Origin of the sequence: Roseomonas nitratireducens (assembly GCF_017813355.1) — a bacterium.
Lineage (GTDB): Bacteria > Pseudomonadota > Alphaproteobacteria > Acetobacterales > Acetobacteraceae > Neoroseomonas > Neoroseomonas nitratireducens.
The window spans coordinates 183,984-206,494 of the sequence record NZ_JAGIYZ010000001.1; the positions used below are offsets into that span (position 1 = coordinate 183,984).

Genomic DNA, 22,511 nt, shown 5'->3' on the forward strand with positions numbered 1-22,511 from the left:
CGCGTCCCAGGACATGACAGGCTTATGGGGAGGCGGCGGGCGGGGCGTCAAGCGCCGCGCCGGCGGGTCAGGGGCGCGGGCGGAGCGAGGCCTGCGCCTCCGCCGCCGGGGGTGCCAGCGCCGCGAGGCAGGCGGCCTGCGCCGCCGCGCCCTGCCGCGCGGCGATGGTGGCGCAGAGCAGCGGCGCGCGGTCCGCCCAGCGATCCTCCGCCGCCGGCGCCCGGCCCATGCGGAAGGCGGCCGGGCCTTCGCCCATCAGCGCCGCGGCGGCGGCGAAGCGCGGGCCGTCGGGGCCGAGGAAGCGCGCCGCCACCTCCTCCCGCGCCGCGTCCAGCACCGCCTGGCCGGAGGCGCCGAGGCCCACGGCGATGACGAGGCCGGCGCCCGCTTCCTTCAGCGCCAGCAGCCCGCCCAGCGCTTCCCCCACCGGGTCCGGCGCGACCGAGGAGACATCCCCGCAGCCGCCGAAGCCGGAGGAATAGTCGAGCACCGCCGCCTCCTGGTCGACCAGCGCCTGGACGACCGGCCGGGCGGCGTTGGCCATGGTCTCCGGCGCCAGCACCAGCACCGCCGCGTCGCCATCCGCCCAGTCGCGCGGCGCGGTCAGCACCAGCATCCGCGTGCAGGGGCGCGGCGCGTCGGGGGCCGCGACGGGCTGCACCCAGACCAGGTCGATGGCGGCGAACTGCGCCCGCGCCGGGCCCGCCGCGAGCATCGCGGCCAATGCGGCGGCGGCGGTCGTCAGGGAGGGGATGGTGCGCATGGCGGTTGCTCCTGTTCGTCGGGGCGGAGCCTCGCGCCGGCGGGCGGGGCGCGCGGTGCGAAACGGCACGCTTCGTTCGCGCCCCCCGCCGCGGGCGGGTTTCAGCGTGGCCGCAGCGCGACCGGCTGGACGTCGGGCGTGGCCGCCTTCGCCAGCGCGTCCCGGCACGCGCCGGGGCTGGGCAGCGCGGCCCCGGCGCCGGCCTGCGCCAGCGCGTCGCACAGCAGCGACAGGCGCAGCGGCGCGCGCAGCGCGGGCGGCTGCTCGGGGCCGGCCAGCATCGCCGGCGGGCCGTCGCCGATCACCAGCGTGGCGGCGAAGCGCGGCCCGCCCGGGCCGAGCCGCGCGGCCGCTTCCGCCTCATCCGCCGCGGCGGCCGCCGCGCGCCCGCCCGGCCCGTAGCCGATGGCGACGACCAGGCCCGCGCCCTCGGTGATGTGCAGTTCGCGCAGCGCGCCGAGCGCCGCGCCCGCCGCGTCGGACGCGCCGCCGGGGCAGCGCGACGCGACCACTTCCAGCACGGCGGCGTGGTCCTCGAGCAGCGCGGCGACGAGGCTGTCGCGCGCCGCATCGACCTGCGGCGCCAGGGTCAGCAGCACCACGGCGGCGTCGCCCGAGTTCCAGCCCGCGGGCAGGTTGAGCAGCGCCGGCGCGGGGCAGCCGGCGGCCTGCGGCAGGTCGACCATGCGGTAGGTCGTGTACTCGCCGGCAATGGCGGGGGCTGCGGCCAGCGCGAGGCCGGCGAGGATGCTGCGTCGGATCATGGTCGGTCTCTCCCTCCTCCGCCCGGCGCTGCGCCGCGCCGGCTGCGGAGGAGATCGAGGCTAGGAGCCGCGTCGCGGCCGGCGCGTCCTTCGAACGAAGGAGGCCGCGGCGTGGCGTGCGCGTTCGCACAGTATTGCCGGCCGCCTTCATGCGGTTCTGGACATGTAGTCGCGATCCAGGTGTTATCACGGAAACGTGAGCGCACCGTCCTGCCCACGCGTTTCCCGGAGGTCGCCATGTCGTCCATCCGCGGCGAGGCCCTGGTGCCCCTGTTCGACGCCATCCATGCCGGGGCGGCCTGCCCCGATGGCTGGACCACCGCATTCGAGGCCATCGCCCGCGCGATCGGCGCCGCCGCGGCGGGCATCCTGGTGGTGGACCTGCCCGAGGGCCGTGCCCGGGTGCTGCACGGCCCGCCCGGCCTGCCGGACCCGCCGGCCGCCCTGCTGCGCCCGGAACCGGCCGCGCCGCCGCCGGCCGGCACGGCGCTGCACCTCGTCCTGCGGCGCGACGCGCATCGCCTCGTCCTCCTCGCCGCGCGGCGGCCAGCCGGCGCCGGGCCCTTCCCGGACGCGGCGGGCGCGCTGCTGGCCCGCCTCGTCCCCGCCCTCGCGCAGACCCTGGCGCTGGCCGAGGCGCAGGCCGGGGAGGCGCGGCTGCGCGCCGCGCTCGACGCCGTCGCCGGCGCCATCCTGTTCGCCGGGCCGGAGGCGGAGGTGATGCACGCGAACCGCGCCGGCCAGGCCATGCTCGCCGCGGGGGTGCCGCTGCATCTCGCGGGCGGGCGGCTTGCCGCGACGGGGCAGGCGGCGACGGCCGCGCTGCGCGCCGCGATCCGCGACGCCGCCGCCGGCCGGGCCAATGGCGGGCCGCTGCCGCTGCCGTCGCCGGGCGCGGCGCCGATCGCGGTGCACCTGCTGCCGCTCGGCGGCGCGGCGGGGGGGGCGGCGGCGGCGCTGTTCCTGCCCGACCCGGCGGCCGACCCGGCTTCCGGCCTGCGCGGCCTGGTCGCGGCCTATCGCCTCACGGGCGCGGAGGGCGCGCTGCTCGCGCTGCTGCTGCGGGGGGAGACGATGGCCGGGGCGGCGCTGGCGCTCGGCGTCGCGCCCTGCACGGCGCGCACGCACCTGTCGCATCTGTTCGCCAAGACCGGCACGGCGCGGCAGGCGGAACTGGTCGCGCTCGCCGCGCGGCTGACGGCGCCCGTGCGGGGCTGAGACGCTTCAGCCCAGCGCTTCGCGCGCCTGGCGCGCATCCTCGGCGATCGCGGCCTTCAGTTCCTCGAGCCCGGCGAACTTCGCGTCGGGGCGCAGGAAGCGCACCAGCCGCACGCCGATCTCCTGGCCGTAGATGTCGCCCGACCAGTCGAAGATGTAGGTCTCGAGCCGCGTCTCGGGGTCCCCGCCCAGCGTCGGGCGGCGGCCGACATTGGCCACGCCCTTCGCCTCCGTCCCGTCCGGCAGCGCGACCGTGACGGCATAGACGCCGCGCGCGGGCTCCAGGTGCCGGCCGAGCCACATGTTCGCCGTAGGCCAGCCGAGCACGCGGCCGAGCTTGTCGCCATGCACCACCGTGCCGCGGATCTCCCACGGCCGGCCGAGCTTTTCCGCCGCGCGGTCCGGATAGCCGTCCTGCAGCAGGCGGCGGATGCGGGTGGAGGAGACCGCCTCCCCGCCATGCTGCACGGGCGGGACGATGGAAAGGCCCATGCCGCGTGCCTCGGCCTCCCGCTGCAGGAAGGCGACGTCGCCGCCGCGGCGGTGGCCGAAGGCGAAGTCCGGCCCGCAGGAGAGGTGCTTCGCGCCGATGCCCTTGTGCAGCACCTGCTCGACGAACTGCTCCGCCGTCAGCGCGGCGAAGGCGGCGTCGAAGGGCAGGGCGAAGACGAAGCGCGCCCCAGCCGCCCGCAGCGCGGCCGCCTTGGCGGTCAGCAGCGTCAGGCGGAAGGGCGGGTCGTCGGGGCGGAAATGCTCGCGCGGATGGGGCTCGAAGGTCAGGGCGGCGAGCGGCAAATCGGGGCGCGCGGCATGGGCGGCGCGCAGCACGGCGGCGTGGCCGATATGGACGCCGTCGAAGTTCCCCAGGGCGAGGGTCGCGCCACGGGCTTCGCGGGGGATGTGGTGCCAGGTGTCGATGAGCATCTTGGTGAAGTGCGGGGGAGGGGAACCTCCCCCGCGCCCCCTCCCTTTTCTATCCGCTTGGTTCCAAAAGAGTTGAGGGGGGCCGGGTCCCATGGACGTTGCGACGCGACGCCGGTGGGCGCCCGGTCCGGGGCGAGAGGTTCCCTTCTCCCCCTGGCCTCAGGCTTCCCCAGGCACCAGCCAGCGCGGAACGTCGGGCGCGGCGAAGCCGGCCAGCGCATCGAGCGCGCCCTCGGCATCCGGCGCGATCATCGCCATCCGCCGCATCTCGGGCTTCAGGAAGCCTTCCGCCACCATGTGGTCCAGCATCGCCATCTGCCGCGACCAGAAGCCGAGCGTGTCGACGAAGGCGACGCCCTTGCGATGGATGCCGAGCTGCAGCCAGGTCAGCGCCTCGACCACTTCCTCGAGCGTGCCGTAGCCGCCGGGCAGGACGAGGAAGCCGTCCGACATCTCCGCCATCATCGCCTTGCGTTCATGCATCGATGCGACGACGCGCAGGTCGGGCAGGTCGCGGTTGCCCGCTTCGCGCATCACCAGCCCATGCGGGATGATGCCGGTCACCGGCGCGCCGGCGGCGAGCGCGGCGCGGGAGACGATGCCCATCAGCCCGACGGCGCCGCCGCCGAACACGAGGCCCAGCCCGCGCGCGGCGATGGCGCGGCCGAGCGCTTCGGCCGCCGCGGCGTATTCGGGCCGCGCGCCGGCGGCCGAACCGCAGAAGACACAGACGCGGCGCATGCTATTCCGCGGCCTTCACGGCCTGGCTGGCGCGGGAAGGGACGGAGACATAGGCCTCGCCCTCCAGCACCGGCTCGCCCTTCACGGTGCAGACGGTGCGCAGGGTCGCGCGGTGCTTGTCGGGGTGCAGCGCCATCACCTCCACCGTCGCGGTCACCGTCTCCCCGATCTTGACCGGCGCGCGGAACTTCAGCGACTGCGACATGTAGATCGTGCCCGGGCCCGGCAACTGCGTGCCGAGCACCTTGGTGATCAGCCCCGCCGCCAGCATCCCGTGCGCGATGCGCTCCTTGAAGATGGTGGTCGCGGCGTATTCGGCATCCAGATGCATCGGGTTGGTGTCGCCGGTCACGGCGGCGAACAGCACGATGTCGGCCTCGGTGATGGTCTTGGAGAACTTCGCCGTCAGGCCGACCGACAGGTCCTCGAAGAAGTAAAGCTCGGGCATGGGCGATCCGGGTCCCGTTTGCTGCGCTGCGGGATCGGTCGTTACCGGCGCCGCGCGGGATGGACAAGCGAAAAGGCCGCGGCGAGAAGAAGCGCCTTCCAGCAGAAAGGCAGCATCCCATGCCGCAGGCCCAGATCGGAACGTCGGAACGGATTCTCGAGGAGCTCCGGAGCTGGGTGGAGCATGAGACGCCGACGACGGACGCCGCCGCGGTGAACGGGCTGATCGGCCGCGCCGAGGCCGAGCTGCGCGCGGTGGGCGCGGCGATCGAGCGCATTCCCGGCACTGACGGCTATGGCGATACGCTGGTCGCCCGCACGCCGGGCGAAGGCGCGCCGGTGGTGGTGGCCGGGCACCTCGATACGGTGTGGGACCACGGCACGCTCGCCGGGCCGATGCCCTTCCGCATCGATGGCGCGAAGGCGCACGGGCCGGGCATCTACGACATGAAGGCCGGATCCTTCTTCGCCTTCCATTCGGTGCGGGAGATCCTGCGCGGCAAGGTCGCGACGAAGCGCCCCATCGTCCTGCTGCTGACGCCGGACGAGGAAGTTGGCAGCCCTACATCCCGCGCGCCGATCGAGCGCGCCGCGGCGGGTGCCCGCGCCGTGCTGATCCCCGAACCCGCCGGCATCGGCGGGTCCTGCGTCACGGCGCGCAAGGGCGTGGGCCGCTTCGTGATGAAGGTGCATGGCGTGTCCGCCCATGCCGGCGGCAACTGGCAGGACGGGCGCAGCGCGGTGGTGGCGCTGGCGCGGAAGATCCTGGAGATCCATGCCCTGACCGACCTGGCCGGCGGGACGACGACGAATGTCGCGCCGATCTGGGGCGGCACGCGGCCGAACGTGGTGCCGCCCGAAGCCGGCTGCGAGATCGATTGCCGCGTCACCTCCATCCCCGAGGGCGAACGGATCGAGCGCATCATCCTCGGCATGGCCGGGGAGGCGGACGGCATCCGCATCGAGGTGGAGGGCGGGATGAACCGCCCGCCCATGGTCGAGACGCCTCAGATCGCCGCGCTGCACGAGATGGCGCGCGGCATCGCGGCGCGGCACGGCTACGACCTGCCCAAGCAGCATCGCGGCGGCGGGTCGGACGGCAACTTCACCGCGGCGATGGGCATCCCCACGCTCGATGGCCTGGGCTGCACGGGCGCGGGGGCGCATGCGCCCTTCGAGCACATCCTGTGGCAGGACCTCGCGCCGCGCTGCGCGACGCTGTGCGAATTGCTCGAGACGATCGACTGACATGCTGCGCGCGGGCGGCCTGTACGCGCTGGCCGCCGCGGCCGAGATCGGCGGCTGCTTCGCGGTCTGGGCGGTGCTGCGGCTCGGGCGCAGCGCGCTGTGGCTCATCCCCGGCATCGCGCTGCTGGCGCTGTTCGCCTGGCTGCTGACGCGGGTGGAAACGGACGCGGCGGGGCGCGCCTTCGCCGCCTATGGCGGCGTCTACATCGCCGCCTCGCTGCTGTGGATGTGGGGTGTTGAAGGCGCGCGGCCGGACCGGTGGGACCTGGCCGGCGCCGCGCTGTGCCTCGGCGGCGCGGCGCTGATCCTGTTCGCGCCGCGCGGGAGCTGAACCATGGACCCTGTCCCGGCCGCGCTGCGCGGCATCGTCGCGGCGATGTGGGAGAGGGAGCTGGCCGACGGCCTCGCCACCCTCGCCCGGACGCCCTGCGAGATGGCCAGGACCGTCGCGGTGGAACTCGCCGCCGAGCCGGGGCGCCGGGACCTCGGTTTCCTCACGCGGCTCGCGATGGGGGAAGTCCCGGCCGAGGAGCGCGCGGCGTTCCTCGCCGCCTGCGCCCGCCATCGGGAGGGCGGGCCGCTGGCGGGGATCGCGCACCTGCCGACCACCGCGGCGCTGCGGAAGGTGCTGTTCCCCATGCTGGCGGAGCGCTTCGGGGAAAAGCCGGTCGCCGCCGGCCGCATGGAATTCCTGATGATCGCGGCGCGGGCGCCGGTGCCGATGCGGCTGTGGATGGACACCGCCAGCCGCGGGCAGGGGCTGCGCTGGGCGGTCCAGGTGGTGCGGCTGCCCGACCAGCGCACCCGCCATTCGACATCCTTCGAGGCGCTGCTCGGCATCGCGCCGGGCATGAGCGGCTGGGACCGGATCCGCGCCGACCGGCTGGAGGAGCATGCCGCGCTGCTGGTGGAACGGGTCGCCGGCACGGTCGCCGCGCTGTCCGCCGTGGACTGGGACGCGGCCGGGCGCTGACGGCGCGGCCGCGCATCTGCCATGATGCGCGGTGGAGGACCGCCATGCCCGCCGCCATCCGTGCCTTCTTCGACGAGCCGACCAACACCGTCTCATACCTGGTTTGGGACCCCGCGACGAAGCGCGGGGCGGTGATCGACCCGGTGCTCGACTGGGACAACCGCGCGGGCACCGCCGACGTCGCCTTCGCCGACCGCGTCCTGGCCGCGGCGGCGGAGGAAGGTGTCGCGATCGACTGGGTGCTGGAGACCCACGCCCATGCCGACCACCTGACCGCTGCGCCCTACATCAAGGCGCGCACCGGCGCGCCGATCGGCATCGGGGAGCATATCCGCGATGTGCAGGCGATCTTCCGCCCGATGTTCCAGGCGGAGGACGTGAAGCCCGGCGGCGGCGACTTCGACCGGCTGTTCGCCGATGGGGAGCGCTTCGCGCTGGGGTCGCTGGAAGTCGAGGTGATCCACACGCCCGGCCACACCCCGGCCTGCATCGCCTACCGCATCGGCGACGACGTCTTCGTCGGCGACACGCTGTTCATGCACGACTACGGCACGGCGCGGGCCGACTTCCCGGGCGGGGACGCGCGCACGCTGTTCCGGTCGATGAAGCGGCTGCTCGCCCTGCCGCCGGAAACGCGGCTGTGGATGTGCCACGACTACAAGGCGCCGGGGCGGGACGCCTATGCCTGGCAGTCCACGGTGGCCGAGCAGCGGGCGCACAACCCGCATGTGAAGGACGGCGTGACGGAGGACGAGTTCGTCGCCTTCCGCACCGCGCGGGACGCGACCCTGGCCGCGCCGCTGCTGCTGCTGCCGGCCATCCAGGTGAACATCCGCGCCGGGCGCTTCCCACCGGCCGAGAGCAACGGGGTGCGCTACCTGCTGGTGCCGGTGACGACCCGCAGGGCGGGCGCGCTGGCCTAGACGCGGCGGGGCGGATCTGTTTCGACGTCTCCGGCTATTGCGACATGGCGATCGGGCTCGCGCTGATGTTCGGGCTGCGCATGCCGGTGAACGTCGACGCGCCCTGCCGCGCCACCTTGATCCGTGACTTCTGGCGGCGCTGGCACATGACGCTGTCGCGCGTCCTGCGCGACAACCTCTGCATCCCGGTGGGCGGCAACCGCGGCGGGGCCCTGCTGCAGGCGCGCAAGGTAGTGGCGACGATGCTGCTCGCGGGCCTCTGGCGCGGCGCGAACTGGACCTTCGCGGTGTAGGGCGGGCTGCACGGCGCCGCGGTGACGGAAGCCTGCAAGCGGCGCGTGGCGGAGATCGCGCGCGCGCGGCCGGGGACGGTGGTGATGGACTTCCTGCGCGCCAGCCCGATCACGCGCGAGCCGACGCATTACTGGGACCCGATGCACGACCGCGACGCGATCGCCGAGCGGATCATGGCGCATCTCGCGCGCGCCGCGGACGGCGCGCCCGATGCGAGCGAGGATTTCGCCTCGCTCCTCCCCTGAAGGCGGGCGGTGGCCGCTACTGTAGCGGCACCGTGATGTTGGTGATCTCGCAGAGGTTCACGTTGCGCCGTTCCTGCGGCTGGCCGCTGTCGTAGACGAAGCGGATGTCGTACATGCACGGCCCTTCCGGCAGGCGCACCGGATAGACGGCGCCGGGTGCGACCGTATCCGCGCCGAGGCGGTCGGGCCCCCAGTTGTTGTCGGTGGTGAGCGAGGCGAAGACCTGCATCACCGTCGTGCGCCCCTGGTTCACCAGGTTGAAGGACGGGTTGCCCGAAGGCCCGCCCTGCGGCGGCCGCGCCTGCTGCTGCGGCGCCTGGCCGCCCTGCTGCCCGGGGCCGCCCTGCTGCGCCTGCCGCCCGTCGAAGGCGAGCTCGGTCACGTTGCACAGGTTGATGTTGCGCCGTTCCTCCGAGGGGCCGCCCTGGCGGTCGTAGACGACGCGCACGTCGTACATGCAGGGGCCCTGCGGCAGGCGGACGACGAAGGAGCGCCCCGCCGGCACCACGTTGGTGCCGAGCCGGTCCTGGCCCCAGTTCTGGTCGGTGGTGAGGGAGGCGTAGGCCTCGTAGATCGTCCGCGCGCTGCGGTTCACGAGGTTGAAGGACGGGTCGCCGGTCTGCGCCTGCGCCCCCGCGGGCAGGGCGCCGAGCGCCAGGAAGGCTGCCGCGGCAGCGGTGACCAGGCGTCGCATCAGCATGCGGGCTCTCCTCAAAGCGGCGCGGGCACCGGCCCGTCCTTTCCGGGCGCGAAGGCTAGCCGAGCCCGGCGCCCGGCGCCAACCGGCCTGCGCGCGGGCTGCGAAACGCTTCAGTCCGGCCCGCCGGCCTCCTCCTCCGCCAGCCCCGCCGCGCGGGCGGCGAGCAGGGCGAGGGCGGAGTCCAGCGCGGCGCGCGCCGCCGGCGCCAGCGCGGCGGTCAGCTCGGCCTCGAGCGCGCGGGCGCGGGGGACGATGGCGTCGAAGACGCGCCGGCCGGCGGCGGACAGCACCAGCGGTTCCAGCCGCCGGTCGCCGCGATGCGGCGCGTGGCGCAGCAGCCGGCGTTCGAGCAGCGCCGCGACCGCGCGGCTGACCTTCGCCTTGTCCATGCCCGTCCGGTCGCGCACCGCGCGCGCCGTCGCCGTGCCGTCCGCACCCACCACCGCGAGCACGCGCCATTCGGGGATGGTCAGGCCGAATTCCTCCGCATAGCGGCGGGCGAACAGGCGGGAGACGCGGTTGGAGGCGACCGAGAGCCGGTAGGGCAGGAAGGCGTCGAGGTCGAAACCCGGTTCGCTTGACATCGGTTTCATGTGAAACCAATTTCGCCGGGCGGGCAAGCGCCCGAGGAGGACCCGTCGCCATGACGCGCCAGTACATCCCCTTCCCGCGGTCGGAGGGGCTTTCCTCCCGCCAGGCGCATGCCGACCTGCCGGAGGGCACCTTCGAGCGGGAGCTGGGCAAGGAAGGCTTCTTCGGCCCGGCGACGCACATGCATCACCGGCATCCGCCTACCGGCTGGACGTCCTGGGAAGGGCCGCTGCGGCCGCGCGCCTTCGACCTGGCGAAGATCAACGCGGAGCACGCATCCCCCTGGGACGCGGCCGAGATCCTGTTCAACGCGCATGTGCGGCTGCGGCTGTGGCGCGCGCCGGCGCGGATGGATCATCTCGCGCGCAACGGCGACGGCGACGAGCTGCTGTTCATCCACCAGGGCGCGGGCGACATCTTCTGCGACTACGGGCGGCTGTCCTTCCGCGCCGGCGACTACGTGGTGCTGCCGCGATCGACGATGTGGCGCATGGAATGCAGCGCCCCCGTGGTCGCGCTGCTGATCGAGGCGACGGGATCGACCTTCCAGCTGCCCGACCGCGGCATGGTCGGCAAGCATGCCGTCTTCGACCCCGCGGTGCTCGAGACGCCGCGGCTGGACGAGGCCTTCCGCGCCCAGGCGGATGAGAGCGAATGGGCGGTGCGCATCAAGCGGCGCAACGCGATCTCGACCGTGACCTATCCGTTCAACCCGCTCGACGCCGTGGGCTGGCACGGGGATCTTTCACCCGTGCGGCTGAACGTCGAGGACATCCGCCCGCTGATGTCCCACCGCTACCACCTGCCGCCTTCGGCGCACACGACCTTCGTCGCGAACCGCTTCGTCATCTGCACCTTCTGCCCGCGGCCGTTCGAGACCGATCCCGGCGCGCTGAAGGTGCCCTTCTTCCACAACAACGACGACTACGACGAGGTGCTGTTCTACCACGCGGGGGATTTCTTCTCCCGCGACAACATCCATGCGGGGATGATGACGCTGCATCCCTGCGGCTTCACCCATGGCCCGCATCCCAAGGCGCTGGGAAACGCCTTCACGCCGAAGAAGCCGGCCACGGACGAATACGCGGTGATGCTGGACACGCGCGACGCGCTGGAGATCGGCGCCGCGGCGAGCGCGGTGGAATGGGGGGATTACGCGCAGTCCTGGCGGGTGAAGCCGGCGTAGCAGGAGGGAGAAGATAACGTCCCGCCCTCAACCTTCCCTGGAACCAATCGACAAAGAAGGGAGGGGGTTCGGGGGAGGTTCCCCTCCCCCGACCGTCACGAAAACCGCGCCAGCGCCTGCTCCAGCGACGCGAGCGCGTTCCCCAGCGCCGCGCCCATCGCCTGCGCCGCCTGTTCGGGCGAGGGTTCCGCCGTGCCGCCGGGCAGCGGCGCCGACCCGCTGCTCACCATCTGCCCGACCAGGCGGCTGCCCTGCCGTTCGTCGACCAGCAGCATGGTCAGTTCCGCCCGCGCCGCGCCTTCGCCCTGGACCGCCGCGAGGCGTGTGAATTCCCCTTCCAGCACGAAGTCCGGCGTCACGCGCGACCCCGGCGCGAGGATGGCGGAAAACAGCCGCGCATCGAGCAGCCAGCGCCGCAGCGCCTGTTCCGCCGCCTCGGCCGGCGGCGCCGCCCATTCGGCGTAGAAGTCCAGGAACTCGGTGCCGTCGGGGCGGACGGTGCGCAGGTTGCGCGTGTCCATCCCCGCCCCCGCGCGCAGCGTGCGCACCAGCAGCGACCGCCGCCCGCGCCCGGCGCGCGGCGCGCCCTCCCGCCGGGGTTCGAGCGGGAAGCGCCGCGTCTCCACATAGGGCCTGTCGGGCAGCACCGAGCAGGCGGCGAGCAGCGGCGCGATCAGCAGCGTGCGGCGGGCGGTCATGTCAGCGGCGATCCCGGGGCGGTGGCGGCGGTGCGCCGAACAGCGATTGCGACGGGCTGCGGCGCAGCGCCTCGGCCGTGTCGCGCAGGCTGGCGGCGGTCGATCGCAGGTCGCGCAGCAGCGGGCCGAGGTCGGCCTGCGCGTCGCCGGTGGTGCCGCGCACGCTGCGCAGCGTCGCCTCCAGCGCGGCGATCACCGCGGGCAGGCGCGCGATCGTGGTGCGCAGGTCCGCCGCCGCCTGGCCGATATTGGCCGCGGCGGTGGTGATCTCCGGCCCGGCGAGGAGGTTCTCCGCCGCTTCCCCCGCCGCGCCCAGGCGCGTCGCGGCGGTGCGGATGTCGCGCACCGCGCCGGCGAGTTCCGCGCCCTGGATCGCCTCGCGCAGCGCGGCCATGGTGACGGCGGCCTCGCGCAGCGTCGTCGCCATGTCGCCCTGGCCGCTGACCTGGGTGCGGATGTCGTTGAGCACGCCCGTCGCGGCGTCGAGCAGCCCCTCGATGTCGAGCGCGTCGAGGCGGGTGAGCAGCCGCTCCGCCGCGCTCGTCACCTGGGTGATGGTGGACGGGACGGAGGGAATGCGCGGGAAGGTCGGCGTCCAGGGCACGTCGGGGACGGGGAAGCGCGCCGGATCGACGAAATCCACCTCGAGGTAGGACAGGCCGGTGACGCCCTGGGAGGCGATGCGCACGCGCAGCCCCGCGCGCACCGCGTCCTCGACCGGGGAGCGGCCGTAGCGGGTGGGATCGACGGCGAAGCGGACGAGCACGAGGCGGCTCGTCGTGTCGTCCACGCCGCGCGTGAAGCCGGCATAGACGACGGAGACGAGGCCGAGTTCCGTCACGCGCCCCACCGGCACGCCCCGGAAGCGCACCGGCGCGCCCACGTCGAGACCGGCGACGGATTCCCGCACATAGGTCTCGAACACCAGCTGCTTGCCGCTGAAGGTGCCGGAGGTGAGGAACAGCACGAAGCCCACCGCCAGGCCGAGCCCGGCCAGGACGAGCATGCCGACGCGCAGGTAAAGCGGGCGGGGCGCGGCGGCCATCTCAGGCGGCCTCGCGCCGGAAGAAGGCGCGCACGGTGGGGTGGTCGCTCTCGTCCCGCAGGCGCTTCGGGTCGCCCTCCGCGATCATGCCCTGGGCCTGCTTGTCGAGCATGATGCAGCGGTCGCCGATGGCGAGGATCGATTGCAGCTCGTGCGTGACGACGACGAAGGTCGTGCCGGTCTCCCGCGCGATCTCGCGGATCAGCTTGTCGAGCCCGGCGGAGGTGATGGGGTCGAGCCCGGCCGAGGGCTCGTCGAGGAACAGCAGCGGCGGGTCGAGCGCCATGGCGCGCGCGATGCCCGCGCGCTTGGCCATGCCGCCGGAGATTTCCGCCGGCAGCCGCGCCGAAGCGTCGCCCAGCCCGACCAGGCCGAGCTTGGCGCGCGCCAGCGCCTCCCGCGCCGGGCGCGGCAGGGCGGTGTGCTCCTCGAGCGGCAGTTCGACGTTCTCGGCCAGGGTCATGCTCCCGAACAGGGCACCGGACTGCCACATCACGCCGATGCGCCGCAACAGCGCGCGGCGGGCGGTGTCGTCGAGCGCGCCGAGATCCTCCCCCAGCAGGAAGGCATGGCCGGCCGACAGCGGCACCAGGCCGATCAGCGCCTTGAGCAGGGTGGACTTGCCGCAGCCCGACCCGCCGAGGATGACGAAGATCTCCCCGCGCCGCACCTCGAAGGTCACGTCCTTGAAGATCGTCCTTCCGTCGAAGGCGACGGCGAGGTTCTCGGCGCGGATGACGGGCTCGCTCATATGCCGAGCCGGAAGAACAGCACGGCGAAGACGCCGTCCATGACGACGATGGCGACGATGCCGCCGACGACCGCGGCCGTCGCGGCATCGCCCACCGCGCGCGGGCCGCGCCCGGCGGAAAGCCCCGCGCGGCAGCCGATGGCGGCGATGACCAGGCCGAAGCAGGCCGCCTTGAACAGCCCGCCCATCAGGTCGCCCAGCGAGAGCCATTGCTGCAGCTGCGCCTGCACCGCCGCCCAGGGATAGCCGAGCGTGCCCATGATCAGCGTCATGCCGGCGAGGCCCGAGAGGTTCATCAGCAGCGCGAGCACGGGCATCGCCAGCGTCGCGGCGATCAGGCGCGGCAGCACCAGCATCGCGGTCGGATCGACGCCCATGATCTTCAGCGCGTCCACTTCCTCGTTCACCGTCATGGTGCCGAGTTCGGCGGCGAAGGCGGACCCGGTGCGCCCGGCCAGCACCACGCCGGCGAGCAGCGGCCCGAGTTCGCGCAGCAACGAGATGCCGACGAGGTTCGGCACGAAGACCTCCGCGCCGAAGCGGCGCAGCGGGATCGATGACTGGTAGGCGAGGATCACGCCGATCAGGAAGCCGAGCAGCAGCGTCAGCGGGAAGGCGCGCGTGCCGACCTCGTCCAGGTGGCGCAGCAGGTCGGACACGCGCAGCAGGCGCGGGCGCGCCAGCACGCGGCCGGCGGTGACCAGCGCCTCCCCCACGAAGGCGATGCCGCGCACGGCGGCGCGCGCGCGGCCGACCGTGGCGCGGCCGAGATCGGTGATCGGCCGCCAGTCCGGCGGCGCCCCGGCGGGCGGGGCGGTGGCGAGGGCGCGTTCCGTGCGGTCCAGCATCGCCGCGACGGCGGGCGCGGCGCCGCGCCGTTCCGCGCCGGGTGCCGCGGTCAGCAGCAGCACGGCGCCGGCGGTGTCGATCGTCTCGATGCCGGAGAGGTCGAGCGCCGCGACGCCGCCTTCCGCCGCGCGCATCGCCGCGGGCCAGAGCCGCGCCGCCGCCGCCGCGTCCAGCCTGCCATGCGCGGCCAGCACGCGGCCGCCCGAGCCCTCCGTCGCTTCCAGCCGCGCCGTCGCGTCGCCCATGCCGCCGTCCATGCGGTCGATTGGACCCATCCGGCGCCGCGCCGCAAGCCTTTCCTGCGCGGATCGTGCCTCGTGCGGAAAGGTCCGGCCGTGGCGCGCGGGGCGGCTGCGCGAAGGATGCGCCGTCGTGCGGTCGGGATCAGCCCGTCAGCGCGTGGATCAGCACCGCCGCCGCGACCGAAACATTCAGGCTTTCCACAGGCCCGGCGGCGGGCAGGGTGACGCGCCCGGCGCAGGCGGCGACCGTGGCGGGGGACAGCCCGTCCTCCTCATTGCCCAGCACCAGCGCGATCGGCCGGTCGCGCGGCACGGCGGAAGGCGGCACGCCGCCGCGCGGCACGGCGGCCAGCGTCAGCATGGCGGGCGACAGGGCGCGCAGCGCGGCGGGCAGGTCCTGGGCGGCGAAGATCTCCAGCGCCTCCAGCCCGCCTTCGGAGGTGCGGAAGGCGGCATCGGACAGCCCCGCTTGGCGCGGATCGCCCGACAGCACCAGCGCGCGGCAGCCGAGGAAGGCGGCCGAGCGCGCGATGGCGCCGAGGTTGTGCGGATTGCCGATGCCGTCCAGCACGGGGGTCACGCGCGCGGGCGGCAGCGCGCGCGGATCGAGCGCCGGCACCGCGCGCGGCCAGGCGAGGGCGACGATGCCGCCATGGTGCGGCGTGCCGGCGATGCGCGCGAGATCCTCCGGCAGCACTTCCCGATACGGCTTGCGCGCGCGCGCCAGCACGGCGCAATGGGGCCCGGCCTCCCGCCGCCGCGCGGCCACGTGGAACAGGCGCGCGACGTCCTGCGGGCGGCGGGCGAACAGCGCGGCCACGGCGGCGGGGCCGCAATGGCGGTCGAGGTCGGGCGCGCGCGTCACGCGGCGAGGGCGACCAGTCGCTGGTGCAGCGCGTCGGGGATCTCGACGCCATCGGCCGCGGCGCGGGCGGCGAGCGCATCCCGCCGCGCGCCGGGCAGGCGCACGCCTTCATCCGCCTGCATCGCGGCGAGGAAGGTCTCGATGCGCGTGGCGAAGAGGTCGGCGCCGGCGAGCGCACCGGGGTCGATCGCGAGCAGCGCCTGGCCCAGGCGCGGGCGGTTGCCTTCGTCGACGAAGAAGCTGTCGGCCTCGAAGCCGAAGGCCGCGCCCGTCAGCGCGCAGCACAGCAATTCGACGACGAGGGCGAGCAGCGCGCCCTTCGCGCCGCCCATCGCCAGCATGGCGCCGGACAGCGCGGCCTGCGGATTGGTCGTCGGCCGGCCTTCGGCATCGAGCGCCCAGCCTTCGGGGATGGCGCGCCCTTCCTTCGCCGCGACCATGATTTTTCCGCGCGCGACTTCCGACAGCGCCATGTCGATGACCAGCGGCGGCGCGTCGCGGCGCGGGAAGGCGGCGGCGATCGGGTTGGTGCCCATCAGCGGCCGTCGTCCGCCCGGGACCGGCATGGCGGCGGGCGAATTGGTGAAGGCGAGCGCGACCAGGCCCTGCTGCGCGAGCCGTGCCACGGGCAGGCCCATCGCGCCGGAATGGTGGGAATTCGTCACGCCGGCGACGGCGACGCCATGGGCGCGCGCGCGCCAGGCGGCTTCGGATTCCGCCACGGCCAGCGCGGGATAGGCGAGGCCGTGCCGCGCATCGACCAGCACCGCGCCGCCGCGCTCGTTGACGATGCGCGGGAGGGCGCCGCCATCGGCGCGCCCGTTCTTCAGGAAGGCCGCGTATTGCGGCACGCGCGACAGGCCATGGCCCGCCTGCCCGGCCGCTTCCGCCGCGGCAAGCGCGCGGGCGGTCGCCGCCGCCATGCCGGGATTGGCCCCCGCGGCGATGAGCGCGCGGCGGGCGAGGTGTTCGGCGTCGGAGAGGGAAAGTCGCATCAGTCCGCGCGCAGCCCCGCTTCCTGGACGAGGCGCGCCCAGCGGGCCGTCTCCTCCGTGACGAAGGCGAGCGACCGCGCGCGGTCCCAGCCTTCCACGGTGAAGCCGCCGTCGCGCGCGCGGCGGCCGACATCGGCGTCGCGGATGGCGGCGCGGGTGTCGGCCTCGAGCCGCGCGAGGAGGGGCGCGGGCACGGCCGCGGGCGCCATCATCGCGGTCCAGTTCGTCATCTCGAGCATCGGCTGGCCTGCTTCGCGCACGGTCGGCACCTCCGGCAGCAGCGGATGCCGCGCGGCGGAGGTGATGGCAAGGGGGCGCAGCCTGCCGGCCTGGATCTGCGCGATGCATTCGGGAAGGTTGGAGACCATGAGGTCGAGGCTGCCGCCGGCGAGGTCGGTGACGGAGGGCGCGCCGCCGCGATAGGGCACATGGGTGATGTTGTCCCCCGCCTGCGCGGCGCGGCGGAACAGTTCGAGCCCGAGATGCGGCGGCGACCCGTTGCCGGAGGAACCGCCGTTCAGCCGCCGCTGCTTCGCCTGCTGCACCAGGTCGCCCAGCGTGCGCGCCGGGTTGCGTTCCGCGTTCACCACGACGACCAGCGGCAGCGATCCGAGCACCGAGATCGTCGTCAGGTCGCGACGGAAGTCGAAGGGCGCGTTCGGGAACAGCGTCGCGTTGACCGCGTGAGTCATGGTGATGGCGAGCAGCGTGTGGCCGTCCGGCGCGCTTTTCGCGACCGCGTCGGCGCCGATCAGCGCGTTGCCGCCGGCGCGGTTCTCGACGACGACCGGCCGGCCCCAGATCTCGGCCAGCTTCTGCCCGACCAGCCGCGCCATGATGTCGGTCAGGCCACCGGGCGGGAAGGGCACGATGTAGCGCACGGGCCGGTCGGGGAAGGGCGCCTGCGCGCGGGCGGCGGCCGGCAGCGCGAGCGCCGGCGCGGCAAGCAAATGGCGACGCTGGAGCATGCTGGAGCCTCCCGTTGGTGTCGTTGGCGGGAAGGCTAACGCGGTTCGCGCGGGGGGCGGAAGCAGTGCCTTCGCCCCCCGGCGCGGGTCAGGCGCTCTCGTACAGGCGCGTGAGCGAGAATTCCCGGTGGCCGAGGATCTCGGCCGCGGTGTGCTGCCCGTCGGCGGTGCGGATGATGCTGTCGATCAGCGCCTCGCCCGCCTCGTCCATGTTCATCCGCTTCTGCAGCAGGCCGGTCACGTCCACGTCGACATGTTCCGACATGGTCCGCATGGTGCGCGGATTGGCGGTGAGCTTGATGACCGGGACGATCGGGTTGCCGATCACGTTGCCCTGGCCGGTGGGGAAGGTGTGCACCGCGAAGCCGGAGGCCGCGCAGAGCGTCACCATCTCCGCCGCCGCCGACGACGAATCCATGAACCACAGTCCCGGATGCGTGGGCTCCTCGGCCTTGTCCAGCACGCCGTCGACCGTGCAGTGCTTGCCGATCTTCTGGATGTTGCCGAGCGCCTTCTCCTCGATGGTGGTCAGCCCACCCTCGATGTTGCCCTTGGTGGGCTGGCTTTCCGACAGGTCGGAGGTCTTGTTCGCCTCGACCACCGCCTGGTAGCGGTCGAACATCTTCATGAACTGCGCGCGGATCTCGGGCGTCCGGCACCGCGCGGCGACCAGGTGCTCGCCGCCGGTCAGCTCCGTGGTCTCGCCGAACACCAGCGTGTTCCCGTTCGCCCACAGCTTGTCGAAGGAATTGCCCACGGTGGGGCAGGACCCCAGGCCCGAGGTGGTGTCGCTCTCGCCGCACTTGGTCGAGACCCACAGGTCCACCAGCGGCGCGCGCGTCTTCTTCAGCGCCGTCGCGTGCTTGACCATGCGGTAGGCGGCGCGCGACGCGGCGGCGATCGTGTTGATGTCGCCGTTCTGCTCGATGGCGAAGAATTCCACCGGCTTGCCGGTCTTGGCGATGCCCTCGGCCACCTTGCCGGCCCAGCCGAGCTCGATGCCGATGACCACGACCGCGGCGACGTTCGGGTTGCAGCCCGTGCCGATGATGGTGCGGAAATGCAGGTCGAGGTCGGCGCCGAACTGCAGCCGCCCATAGGCGTGCGGGATTGCCAGCGTGCCCTGGATGTTGCGGGCCACGCCCTCGGCCGCGGCGTTGGAGATGTCGTCCACGGGCAGGATCAGGACGTGGTTGCGCACGCCCATGCGGCCGTTCTCGCGGCGCCAGCCTTCGAAGGTCGCGCTCTTCAGGTCGATGCCCATCTCACCACCGCTTCGTCTTGACGTTGTGCACGTGCAGGTGTTCCCCCGCGCCGATGTCGGCGACGGCACGCCCGATGTCGACGCCGTACTTGATGATCGTGTCGCCCTTGGCGATCTGGCGGATCGCCACCTTGTGGCCGATCGGGATGTCGTTCCTGGCCGGGAACTCGATCATCTTGTCCTGGTCCATGATCCAGCCATTCAAGGTCTGGCCGGCCTTCACACCCTCGACGACCACGACGCCGACGCTGTCGCCTTCGTCATGGACGCAGAAATGCACGGTCATCGCGTGCTCTCCTCCCCTGCGGAATTCACTGCCCGGACGCTAGGCGGGCGGCCCCTTGCGGTCAAATCGCCGGCGCGTCAGCCCACGGGACGCTCGTCCGCTATGACCTTGCCGTCATTCGGCAGCGTGCCGGGCGGAACGATCTCCACGGCGCCGCGCAGGCGGGTGACCGAAGCGAGCGTCGCGGCGATCGCATCGGCGAGCCCTTCCGCCGCGGCGCCTTCCGCGCGCAGCGTCATCGCATCCTGCTCGCCCGCGCGGGTGACGACCAGGCGCAGGCGCCCCAGCCCCGGATGGCGGCGCGCGATCTCCGCCACCTGTTCGGGCCGCACGAACATGCCCTTCACCTTCGCCGTCTGGTCGGCGCGGCCGCGCCAGCCCAGGATGCGCGCATTGGTACGCCCGCAGGGCGAACCGCCCGGCATGATCGCGGACAGGTCGCCGAGCGCGAGGCGCAGCACCGGATGGCGTTCATCCAGCAGCGTCACCACCACCTCCCCGACCTCGCCATCGGGCAGCGGGTCGCCGGTGCCGGGGCGGACGATCTCGACGATCGCTTCCTCAGCCACCACCAGGCCTTCGCGCGCCTCGGTCTCGTAGGCGACGCAGCCGAGATCGGCGGTGCCGTACATCTGGTAGGCATCGACGCCGCGCGCGGCGATCTCTGCCTGGAGCGAAGGCGGGAAGGCGGCGCCGGAGACCAGCGCGCGGCGGATCGAGGACGCGTCGCGCCCGGCCGCCTGCGCCGCGTCGAGCAAAATCTTGAGGAAATCCGGCGTGCCGACATAGGCGACGGGGCGATAGGCCTCGATCAGGTCGAGCTGCGCTTCCGTGTTGCCGGGCCCGGCGGGGATCACCGCGCAGCCCAGCGCCTGCAGCCCGCCTTCCATGATCCAGCCGCCCGGCGTCAGGTGGTAGGAGAAGGTGTTGAGCGCGACGTCCCCCGCGCGGAAGCCCGCGGCGAAGAAGGCGCGCGCCATGTGCCAGGGATCGGCGCCGCGCGCTTCCCCTTCCAGGATCGGGCCCGGGGATGTGAAGAGCCGCGCGAAGCCGCCCGGGGCCGTGGCCGACAATCCGCCGAAGGGCGGTGCCGCCTTCTGCAGCGCGGGCAGGTCCGCCTTGCGCAGCACGGGCAGGCGCGCGAGCGCGGCGCGGTCGGTGACCGTGGCGGGATCGATGCCGGCGAGCCGCGCGGCCTGCGCCGGGGCGCGCATCGCGGCGGCGACCACGGCGGGCAGCAGCGTGGCGATCTCGGCCGCCCGCGCCGCGGGCTCGCGCGTCTCCCGCCCGTCCATGTGCTGCCGCATGGCCTGATCCTCCCGCGCCGGGGGTTCTCGCTCCCGCGGCTCCATGGCACACCATCGCGCGACGGTTGCGGAGGGAAAAGATGGCCGGCGTCTACCATTACGATGGCACCTGGACCACCGAGGAACCGAAGGTGGTGGGCCCGATGGACCATGCCTTCTGGCTCGGCTCGGTGATCTTCGACGGGGCGCGCGCGGTCCGCGGCTTCGCGCCGGACCTCGACCGCCACGCGGCGCGCGCCGTCGCATCCGCCCGCGCGATGCTGATGAAGCCCACCAAGACGCCGGAGGAGATCGCGTCGCTGTGCCGCGAGGGCATCCGCCGCATGGGTCCCGACGCGGAACTGTATGTCCGGCCGATGTTCTTCATCCGCAAGGGCCTGGGCGCGGCGCGGCCGGATCCGGACAGCACCGACTTCATCCTGGCGATCTACGACAGCCCGCTGCCGAAATGGGCCGGCTTCTCCGCCGTGATGGCGCCCTTCCGCCGCCCGACGCCGGAAATGGCGCCGACCGACGCCAAGGCCGCCTGCCTCTATCCGAACGGCGCGCGGGCTTCCGCCTTCGCCGCGACGCAGGGTGCCGACAATGCGGTGATGTGCGACGCGATGGGGCATGTGGCCGAATTCGCCTCGGCCAATCTGTGGTTTGCCAAGGATGGCAGGCTGGTGACGCCGGCGATCAACCACACCTTCCTCAACGGCATCACGCGCCAGCGCGTGCTGTCGCTGTTCCGCGAGAACGGCGTGGTGGTGGAGGAGCGCACGGTGAAGCCCGCCGAGCTCGAGACGGCGGACGAGATCTTCTCCACCGGCAACTACGCCAAGGTGCAGCCCTGCACGCGCTACAACGGGCGCGACATGCAGATCGGCCGCTTCGCGACCCAGGCGCGGGAGCTGTACTGGCGCTGGATGGAAGCGGGCGAGAAGGTGGTCTGAGCGCGCCTGAGGGCGCGCCTCAGGGCGCGTGCAGCCGCGCCCTGTCCCGCGTCACCGTCCGCCGCCCGCGCTTGAAGGCCACCAGCACCGGCGCGACGGTGCGCAGCGCCATCTCCGGCGTCTCCGCATCCAGCACCACCAGGTCGGCCGGGTTGCCGACCGCCACGCCGTAGTCGGGGAGGCGCATCAGCCGCGCCGCGTCCTGCGTCGTCATGTCGAAGATCGCGCGCACCTCCGCATCCGATCCGCGATGCGTGACGATCGCCTGCATGTTCGCCTGGCGCAGCAGCTGCCCGTCGCCGAAGGGGGTGAAGGGGTTGAGGATGTTGTTGGAGGCGACGGAACACAGCACCCCTCGCTCGGCCAGCGCATTCGCGTCCACCACGTTGCGCGGCACGTCGCGGTCCATGTGCCGCCCGCCCAGATACAGGTCGGTCGCGGTCAGCACCGTCAGCGCCACGCCCGCATCGGCCATGCGCTTCGCGGCGTGCTGCAGCCGCGCCGGATCCGCTGCGGCGAGCTTCGTGACATGCCCGACCGCGACGCGCCCGCCCCAGCCGTACTGCTCGGTCAGCTCGCAGACCAGCAGCGTGTCGAGGTCGTCGGCCGTGATGCCGCTGTCCAGGTGCATGTCGATGTCGACGTCGAATTCGCGCGCCATCTCGAACACCCGGCGGATCTGCGCGGCGCGGTCGCTGTCGTAGTTCGGCGCTGCGCCGACCACCGTCGCGCCGTTCTTCAGCGCCGCGACCATCAGCTCATCCGTGCCCGGATTGTTGGTCAGCCCTTCCTGCGGCATGACGCAGATCTCGAGGTCGATCGCCCAGCTGTAGCGTTCGATGAGCGCCTTCACGCCCTCGAGCCCGCGCAGCCCGACCTTTGGGTCGACCTCGACATGGGTGCGCATGCGCGTGGCACCGTGCCTGATGCAGTTCTCCAGCGTGCCGGCGGCGCGCGCGGTCACGTCCTCCACGGTGAAGGTGTGCTTCACGTCGGAGACGCGCTCCATCGCCCGGTGCGGATGGCGCTGCGCCTCGCAGGCGCAGCGGGCGAGGATGCAGGATTTGTCGAGATGGATATGCGTCTCGACGAAGCCGGCGCAGACGAGCCGCCCTTCGCCGCGCGCTTCCTCCCGCGCCGCGCCCGGCAGCGCGGGGGCGATGGCGGCGATGCGCCCGCCCGTCACGCCGATGTCGACGGCGGGCGCGCCCGGCTTCGCATCCGGCAGGCGCACCTCGCGCAGGATCAGGTCGAAATCCATCCGTCTCGCTCCCGTCATCTCATCTTCG

Annotated in this window: 27 protein-coding genes; 9 read left to right on the forward strand and 18 right to left on the reverse strand. The window is 73.4% G+C overall.

What is annotated here, in order from left to right; translation table 11 throughout:
• Positions 1-67: 67 nt before the first annotated feature.
• Entirely contained in the window at positions 68-763 is a 696-nt protein-coding gene (locus tag J5Y09_RS00760; RefSeq protein WP_209349802.1) for a hypothetical protein, read from the reverse strand.
• A 101-nt stretch (positions 764-864) separates the two neighbouring features.
• The gene (locus J5Y09_RS00765; RefSeq protein WP_209349803.1) at positions 865-1,527 is read right to left on the reverse strand and encodes a hypothetical protein; all 663 of its coding nucleotides are present in this window, start codon (positions 1,525-1,527) and stop codon (positions 865-867) included.
• Between the two features lie 237 nt (positions 1,528-1,764).
• On the opposite strand from J5Y09_RS00765, the gene J5Y09_RS00770 reads away from it, so the two are divergent.
• The gene (locus J5Y09_RS00770; RefSeq protein ID WP_209349804.1) at positions 1,765-2,745 is read left to right on the forward strand and encodes a hypothetical protein; all 981 of its coding nucleotides are present in this window, start codon (positions 1,765-1,767) and stop codon (positions 2,743-2,745) included.
• A 6-nt stretch (positions 2,746-2,751) separates the two neighbouring features.
• Here the strand turns inward: J5Y09_RS00770 and J5Y09_RS00775 are convergent, their stop codons facing one another.
• The 3 genes from J5Y09_RS00775 to J5Y09_RS00785 all read right to left on the reverse strand — a co-directional run bounded on the left by J5Y09_RS00775 (position 2,752) and on the right by J5Y09_RS00785 (position 4,858).
• Positions 2,752-3,669 carry a bifunctional riboflavin kinase/FAD synthetase gene (locus J5Y09_RS00775; protein WP_209349805.1) on the reverse strand — a complete coding sequence of 306 codons (918 nt, stop codon included), beginning with the start codon at positions 3,667-3,669 and terminating at the stop codon, positions 2,752-2,754.
• Positions 3,670-3,828: 159 nt separating this feature from the next.
• Entirely contained in the window at positions 3,829-4,410 is a 582-nt protein-coding gene (locus J5Y09_RS00780) for an LOG family protein (protein WP_209349806.1), read from the reverse strand.
• A gap of 1 nt (position 4,411) precedes the next feature.
• Complete coding sequence (locus tag J5Y09_RS00785; protein ID WP_209349807.1) at positions 4,412-4,858, reverse strand: MaoC family dehydratase; 447 nt, start codon at positions 4,856-4,858, stop codon at positions 4,412-4,414.
• A 119-nt stretch (positions 4,859-4,977) separates the two neighbouring features.
• Between J5Y09_RS00785 and J5Y09_RS00790 the strand changes: the two genes are divergently transcribed.
• The 6 genes from J5Y09_RS00790 to J5Y09_RS00815 are packed head-to-tail and all read left to right on the forward strand — an operon-like array spanning position 4,978 to position 8,540.
• On the forward strand, positions 4,978-6,105 hold the full coding sequence (locus J5Y09_RS00790) for a M20 family metallopeptidase (protein ID WP_209349808.1): 1,128 nt from the start codon (positions 4,978-4,980) through the stop codon (positions 6,103-6,105).
• A 1-nt stretch (position 6,106) separates the two neighbouring features.
• On the forward strand, positions 6,107-6,436 hold the full coding sequence (locus J5Y09_RS00795; RefSeq protein ID WP_209349809.1) for a YnfA family protein: 330 nt from the start codon (positions 6,107-6,109) through the stop codon (positions 6,434-6,436).
• Positions 6,437-6,439: 3 nt separating this feature from the next.
• The gene (locus J5Y09_RS00800) at positions 6,440-7,078 is read left to right on the forward strand and encodes a hypothetical protein (RefSeq protein WP_209349810.1); all 639 of its coding nucleotides are present in this window, start codon (positions 6,440-6,442) and stop codon (positions 7,076-7,078) included.
• 44 nt (positions 7,079-7,122) lie between these two features.
• Complete coding sequence (locus J5Y09_RS00805; protein WP_209349811.1) at positions 7,123-8,001, forward strand: MBL fold metallo-hydrolase; 879 nt, start codon at positions 7,123-7,125, stop codon at positions 7,999-8,001.
• Positions 8,002-8,015: 14 nt separating this feature from the next.
• Positions 8,016-8,294, forward strand: a complete 279-nt coding sequence (locus tag J5Y09_RS00810) for an MBOAT family O-acyltransferase (RefSeq protein ID WP_342451383.1) — start codon at positions 8,016-8,018, stop codon at positions 8,292-8,294.
• A 45-nt stretch (positions 8,295-8,339) separates the two neighbouring features.
• Positions 8,340-8,540 (forward strand): hypothetical protein, encoded by a 201-nt coding sequence (locus J5Y09_RS00815; RefSeq protein ID WP_209349813.1) that lies wholly within the window; start codon positions 8,340-8,342, stop codon positions 8,538-8,540.
• Positions 8,541-8,556: 16 nt separating this feature from the next.
• Here the strand turns inward: J5Y09_RS00815 and J5Y09_RS00820 are convergent, their stop codons facing one another.
• Both J5Y09_RS00820 and J5Y09_RS00825 read right to left on the reverse strand, forming a co-directional pair.
• The gene (locus J5Y09_RS00820) at positions 8,557-9,240 is read right to left on the reverse strand and encodes a hypothetical protein (protein ID WP_209349814.1); all 684 of its coding nucleotides are present in this window, start codon (positions 9,238-9,240) and stop codon (positions 8,557-8,559) included.
• 110 nt (positions 9,241-9,350) lie between these two features.
• The gene (locus J5Y09_RS00825; protein WP_209349815.1) at positions 9,351-9,824 is read right to left on the reverse strand and encodes a MarR family winged helix-turn-helix transcriptional regulator; all 474 of its coding nucleotides are present in this window, start codon (positions 9,822-9,824) and stop codon (positions 9,351-9,353) included.
• A 59-nt stretch (positions 9,825-9,883) separates the two neighbouring features.
• Here J5Y09_RS00825 and J5Y09_RS00830 point away from each other — a divergent pair, with 59 nt between their 5' ends.
• The gene (locus J5Y09_RS00830) at positions 9,884-11,017 is read left to right on the forward strand and encodes a homogentisate 1,2-dioxygenase (RefSeq protein ID WP_209349816.1); all 1,134 of its coding nucleotides are present in this window, start codon (positions 9,884-9,886) and stop codon (positions 11,015-11,017) included.
• Between the two features lie 95 nt (positions 11,018-11,112).
• Here the strand turns inward: J5Y09_RS00830 and J5Y09_RS00835 are convergent, their stop codons facing one another.
• From J5Y09_RS00835 to J5Y09_RS00880, 10 genes are all read right to left on the reverse strand, one after another.
• Positions 11,113-11,715, reverse strand: a complete 603-nt coding sequence (locus J5Y09_RS00835; RefSeq protein ID WP_209349817.1) for an ABC-type transport auxiliary lipoprotein family protein — start codon at positions 11,713-11,715, stop codon at positions 11,113-11,115.
• Position 11,716: 1 nt separating this feature from the next.
• Entirely contained in the window at positions 11,717-12,760 is a 1,044-nt protein-coding gene (locus J5Y09_RS00840) for an MlaD family protein (protein WP_209349818.1), read from the reverse strand.
• A 1-nt stretch (position 12,761) separates the two neighbouring features.
• The gene (locus J5Y09_RS00845) at positions 12,762-13,511 is read right to left on the reverse strand and encodes an ABC transporter ATP-binding protein (protein ID WP_209349819.1); all 750 of its coding nucleotides are present in this window, start codon (positions 13,509-13,511) and stop codon (positions 12,762-12,764) included.
• Positions 13,508-14,635: an MlaE family ABC transporter permease gene (locus tag J5Y09_RS00850; RefSeq protein ID WP_209349820.1), complete on the reverse strand. Its 1,128-nt coding sequence runs from the start codon at positions 14,633-14,635 to the stop codon at positions 13,508-13,510. The genes J5Y09_RS00845 and J5Y09_RS00850 overlap by 4 nt, the downstream gene beginning before the upstream one ends.
• A 109-nt stretch (positions 14,636-14,744) precedes the next feature.
• The gene (locus tag J5Y09_RS24700; protein ID WP_209349821.1) at positions 14,745-15,467 is read right to left on the reverse strand and encodes a TrmH family RNA methyltransferase; all 723 of its coding nucleotides are present in this window, start codon (positions 15,465-15,467) and stop codon (positions 14,745-14,747) included.
• The gene (locus J5Y09_RS00860; RefSeq protein ID WP_209349822.1) at positions 15,464-16,462 is read right to left on the reverse strand and encodes an Ldh family oxidoreductase; all 999 of its coding nucleotides are present in this window, start codon (positions 16,460-16,462) and stop codon (positions 15,464-15,466) included. The genes J5Y09_RS24700 and J5Y09_RS00860 overlap by 4 nt, the downstream gene beginning before the upstream one ends.
• Entirely contained in the window at positions 16,462-17,430 is a 969-nt protein-coding gene (locus J5Y09_RS00865) for a tripartite tricarboxylate transporter substrate-binding protein (protein WP_209349823.1), read from the reverse strand. The genes J5Y09_RS00860 and J5Y09_RS00865 overlap by 1 nt, the downstream gene beginning before the upstream one ends.
• Positions 17,431-17,518: 88 nt before the next feature.
• Complete coding sequence (locus tag J5Y09_RS00870) at positions 17,519-18,694, reverse strand: UxaA family hydrolase (RefSeq protein ID WP_245216720.1); 1,176 nt, start codon at positions 18,692-18,694, stop codon at positions 17,519-17,521.
• A gap of 1 nt (position 18,695) precedes the next feature.
• On the reverse strand, positions 18,696-18,980 hold the full coding sequence (locus tag J5Y09_RS00875; RefSeq protein WP_209349824.1) for a UxaA family hydrolase: 285 nt from the start codon (positions 18,978-18,980) through the stop codon (positions 18,696-18,698).
• 77 nt (positions 18,981-19,057) lie between these two features.
• Entirely contained in the window at positions 19,058-20,287 is a 1,230-nt protein-coding gene (locus tag J5Y09_RS00880) for a phenylacetate--CoA ligase family protein (protein ID WP_209349825.1), read from the reverse strand.
• An 80-nt stretch (positions 20,288-20,367) separates the two neighbouring features.
• Here J5Y09_RS00880 and J5Y09_RS00885 point away from each other — a divergent pair, with 80 nt between their 5' ends.
• Positions 20,368-21,222 (forward strand): branched-chain amino acid aminotransferase, encoded by an 855-nt coding sequence (locus J5Y09_RS00885; protein ID WP_209349826.1) that lies wholly within the window; start codon positions 20,368-20,370, stop codon positions 21,220-21,222.
• Positions 21,223-21,241: 19 nt separating this feature from the next.
• Here J5Y09_RS00885 and J5Y09_RS00890 read toward each other — a convergent pair whose 3' ends face one another.
• Positions 21,242-22,483 carry an amidohydrolase family protein gene (locus tag J5Y09_RS00890; RefSeq protein WP_209349827.1) on the reverse strand — a complete coding sequence of 414 codons (1,242 nt, stop codon included), beginning with the start codon at positions 22,481-22,483 and terminating at the stop codon, positions 21,242-21,244.
• Between the last annotated feature and the right edge of the window lie 28 nt (positions 22,484-22,511).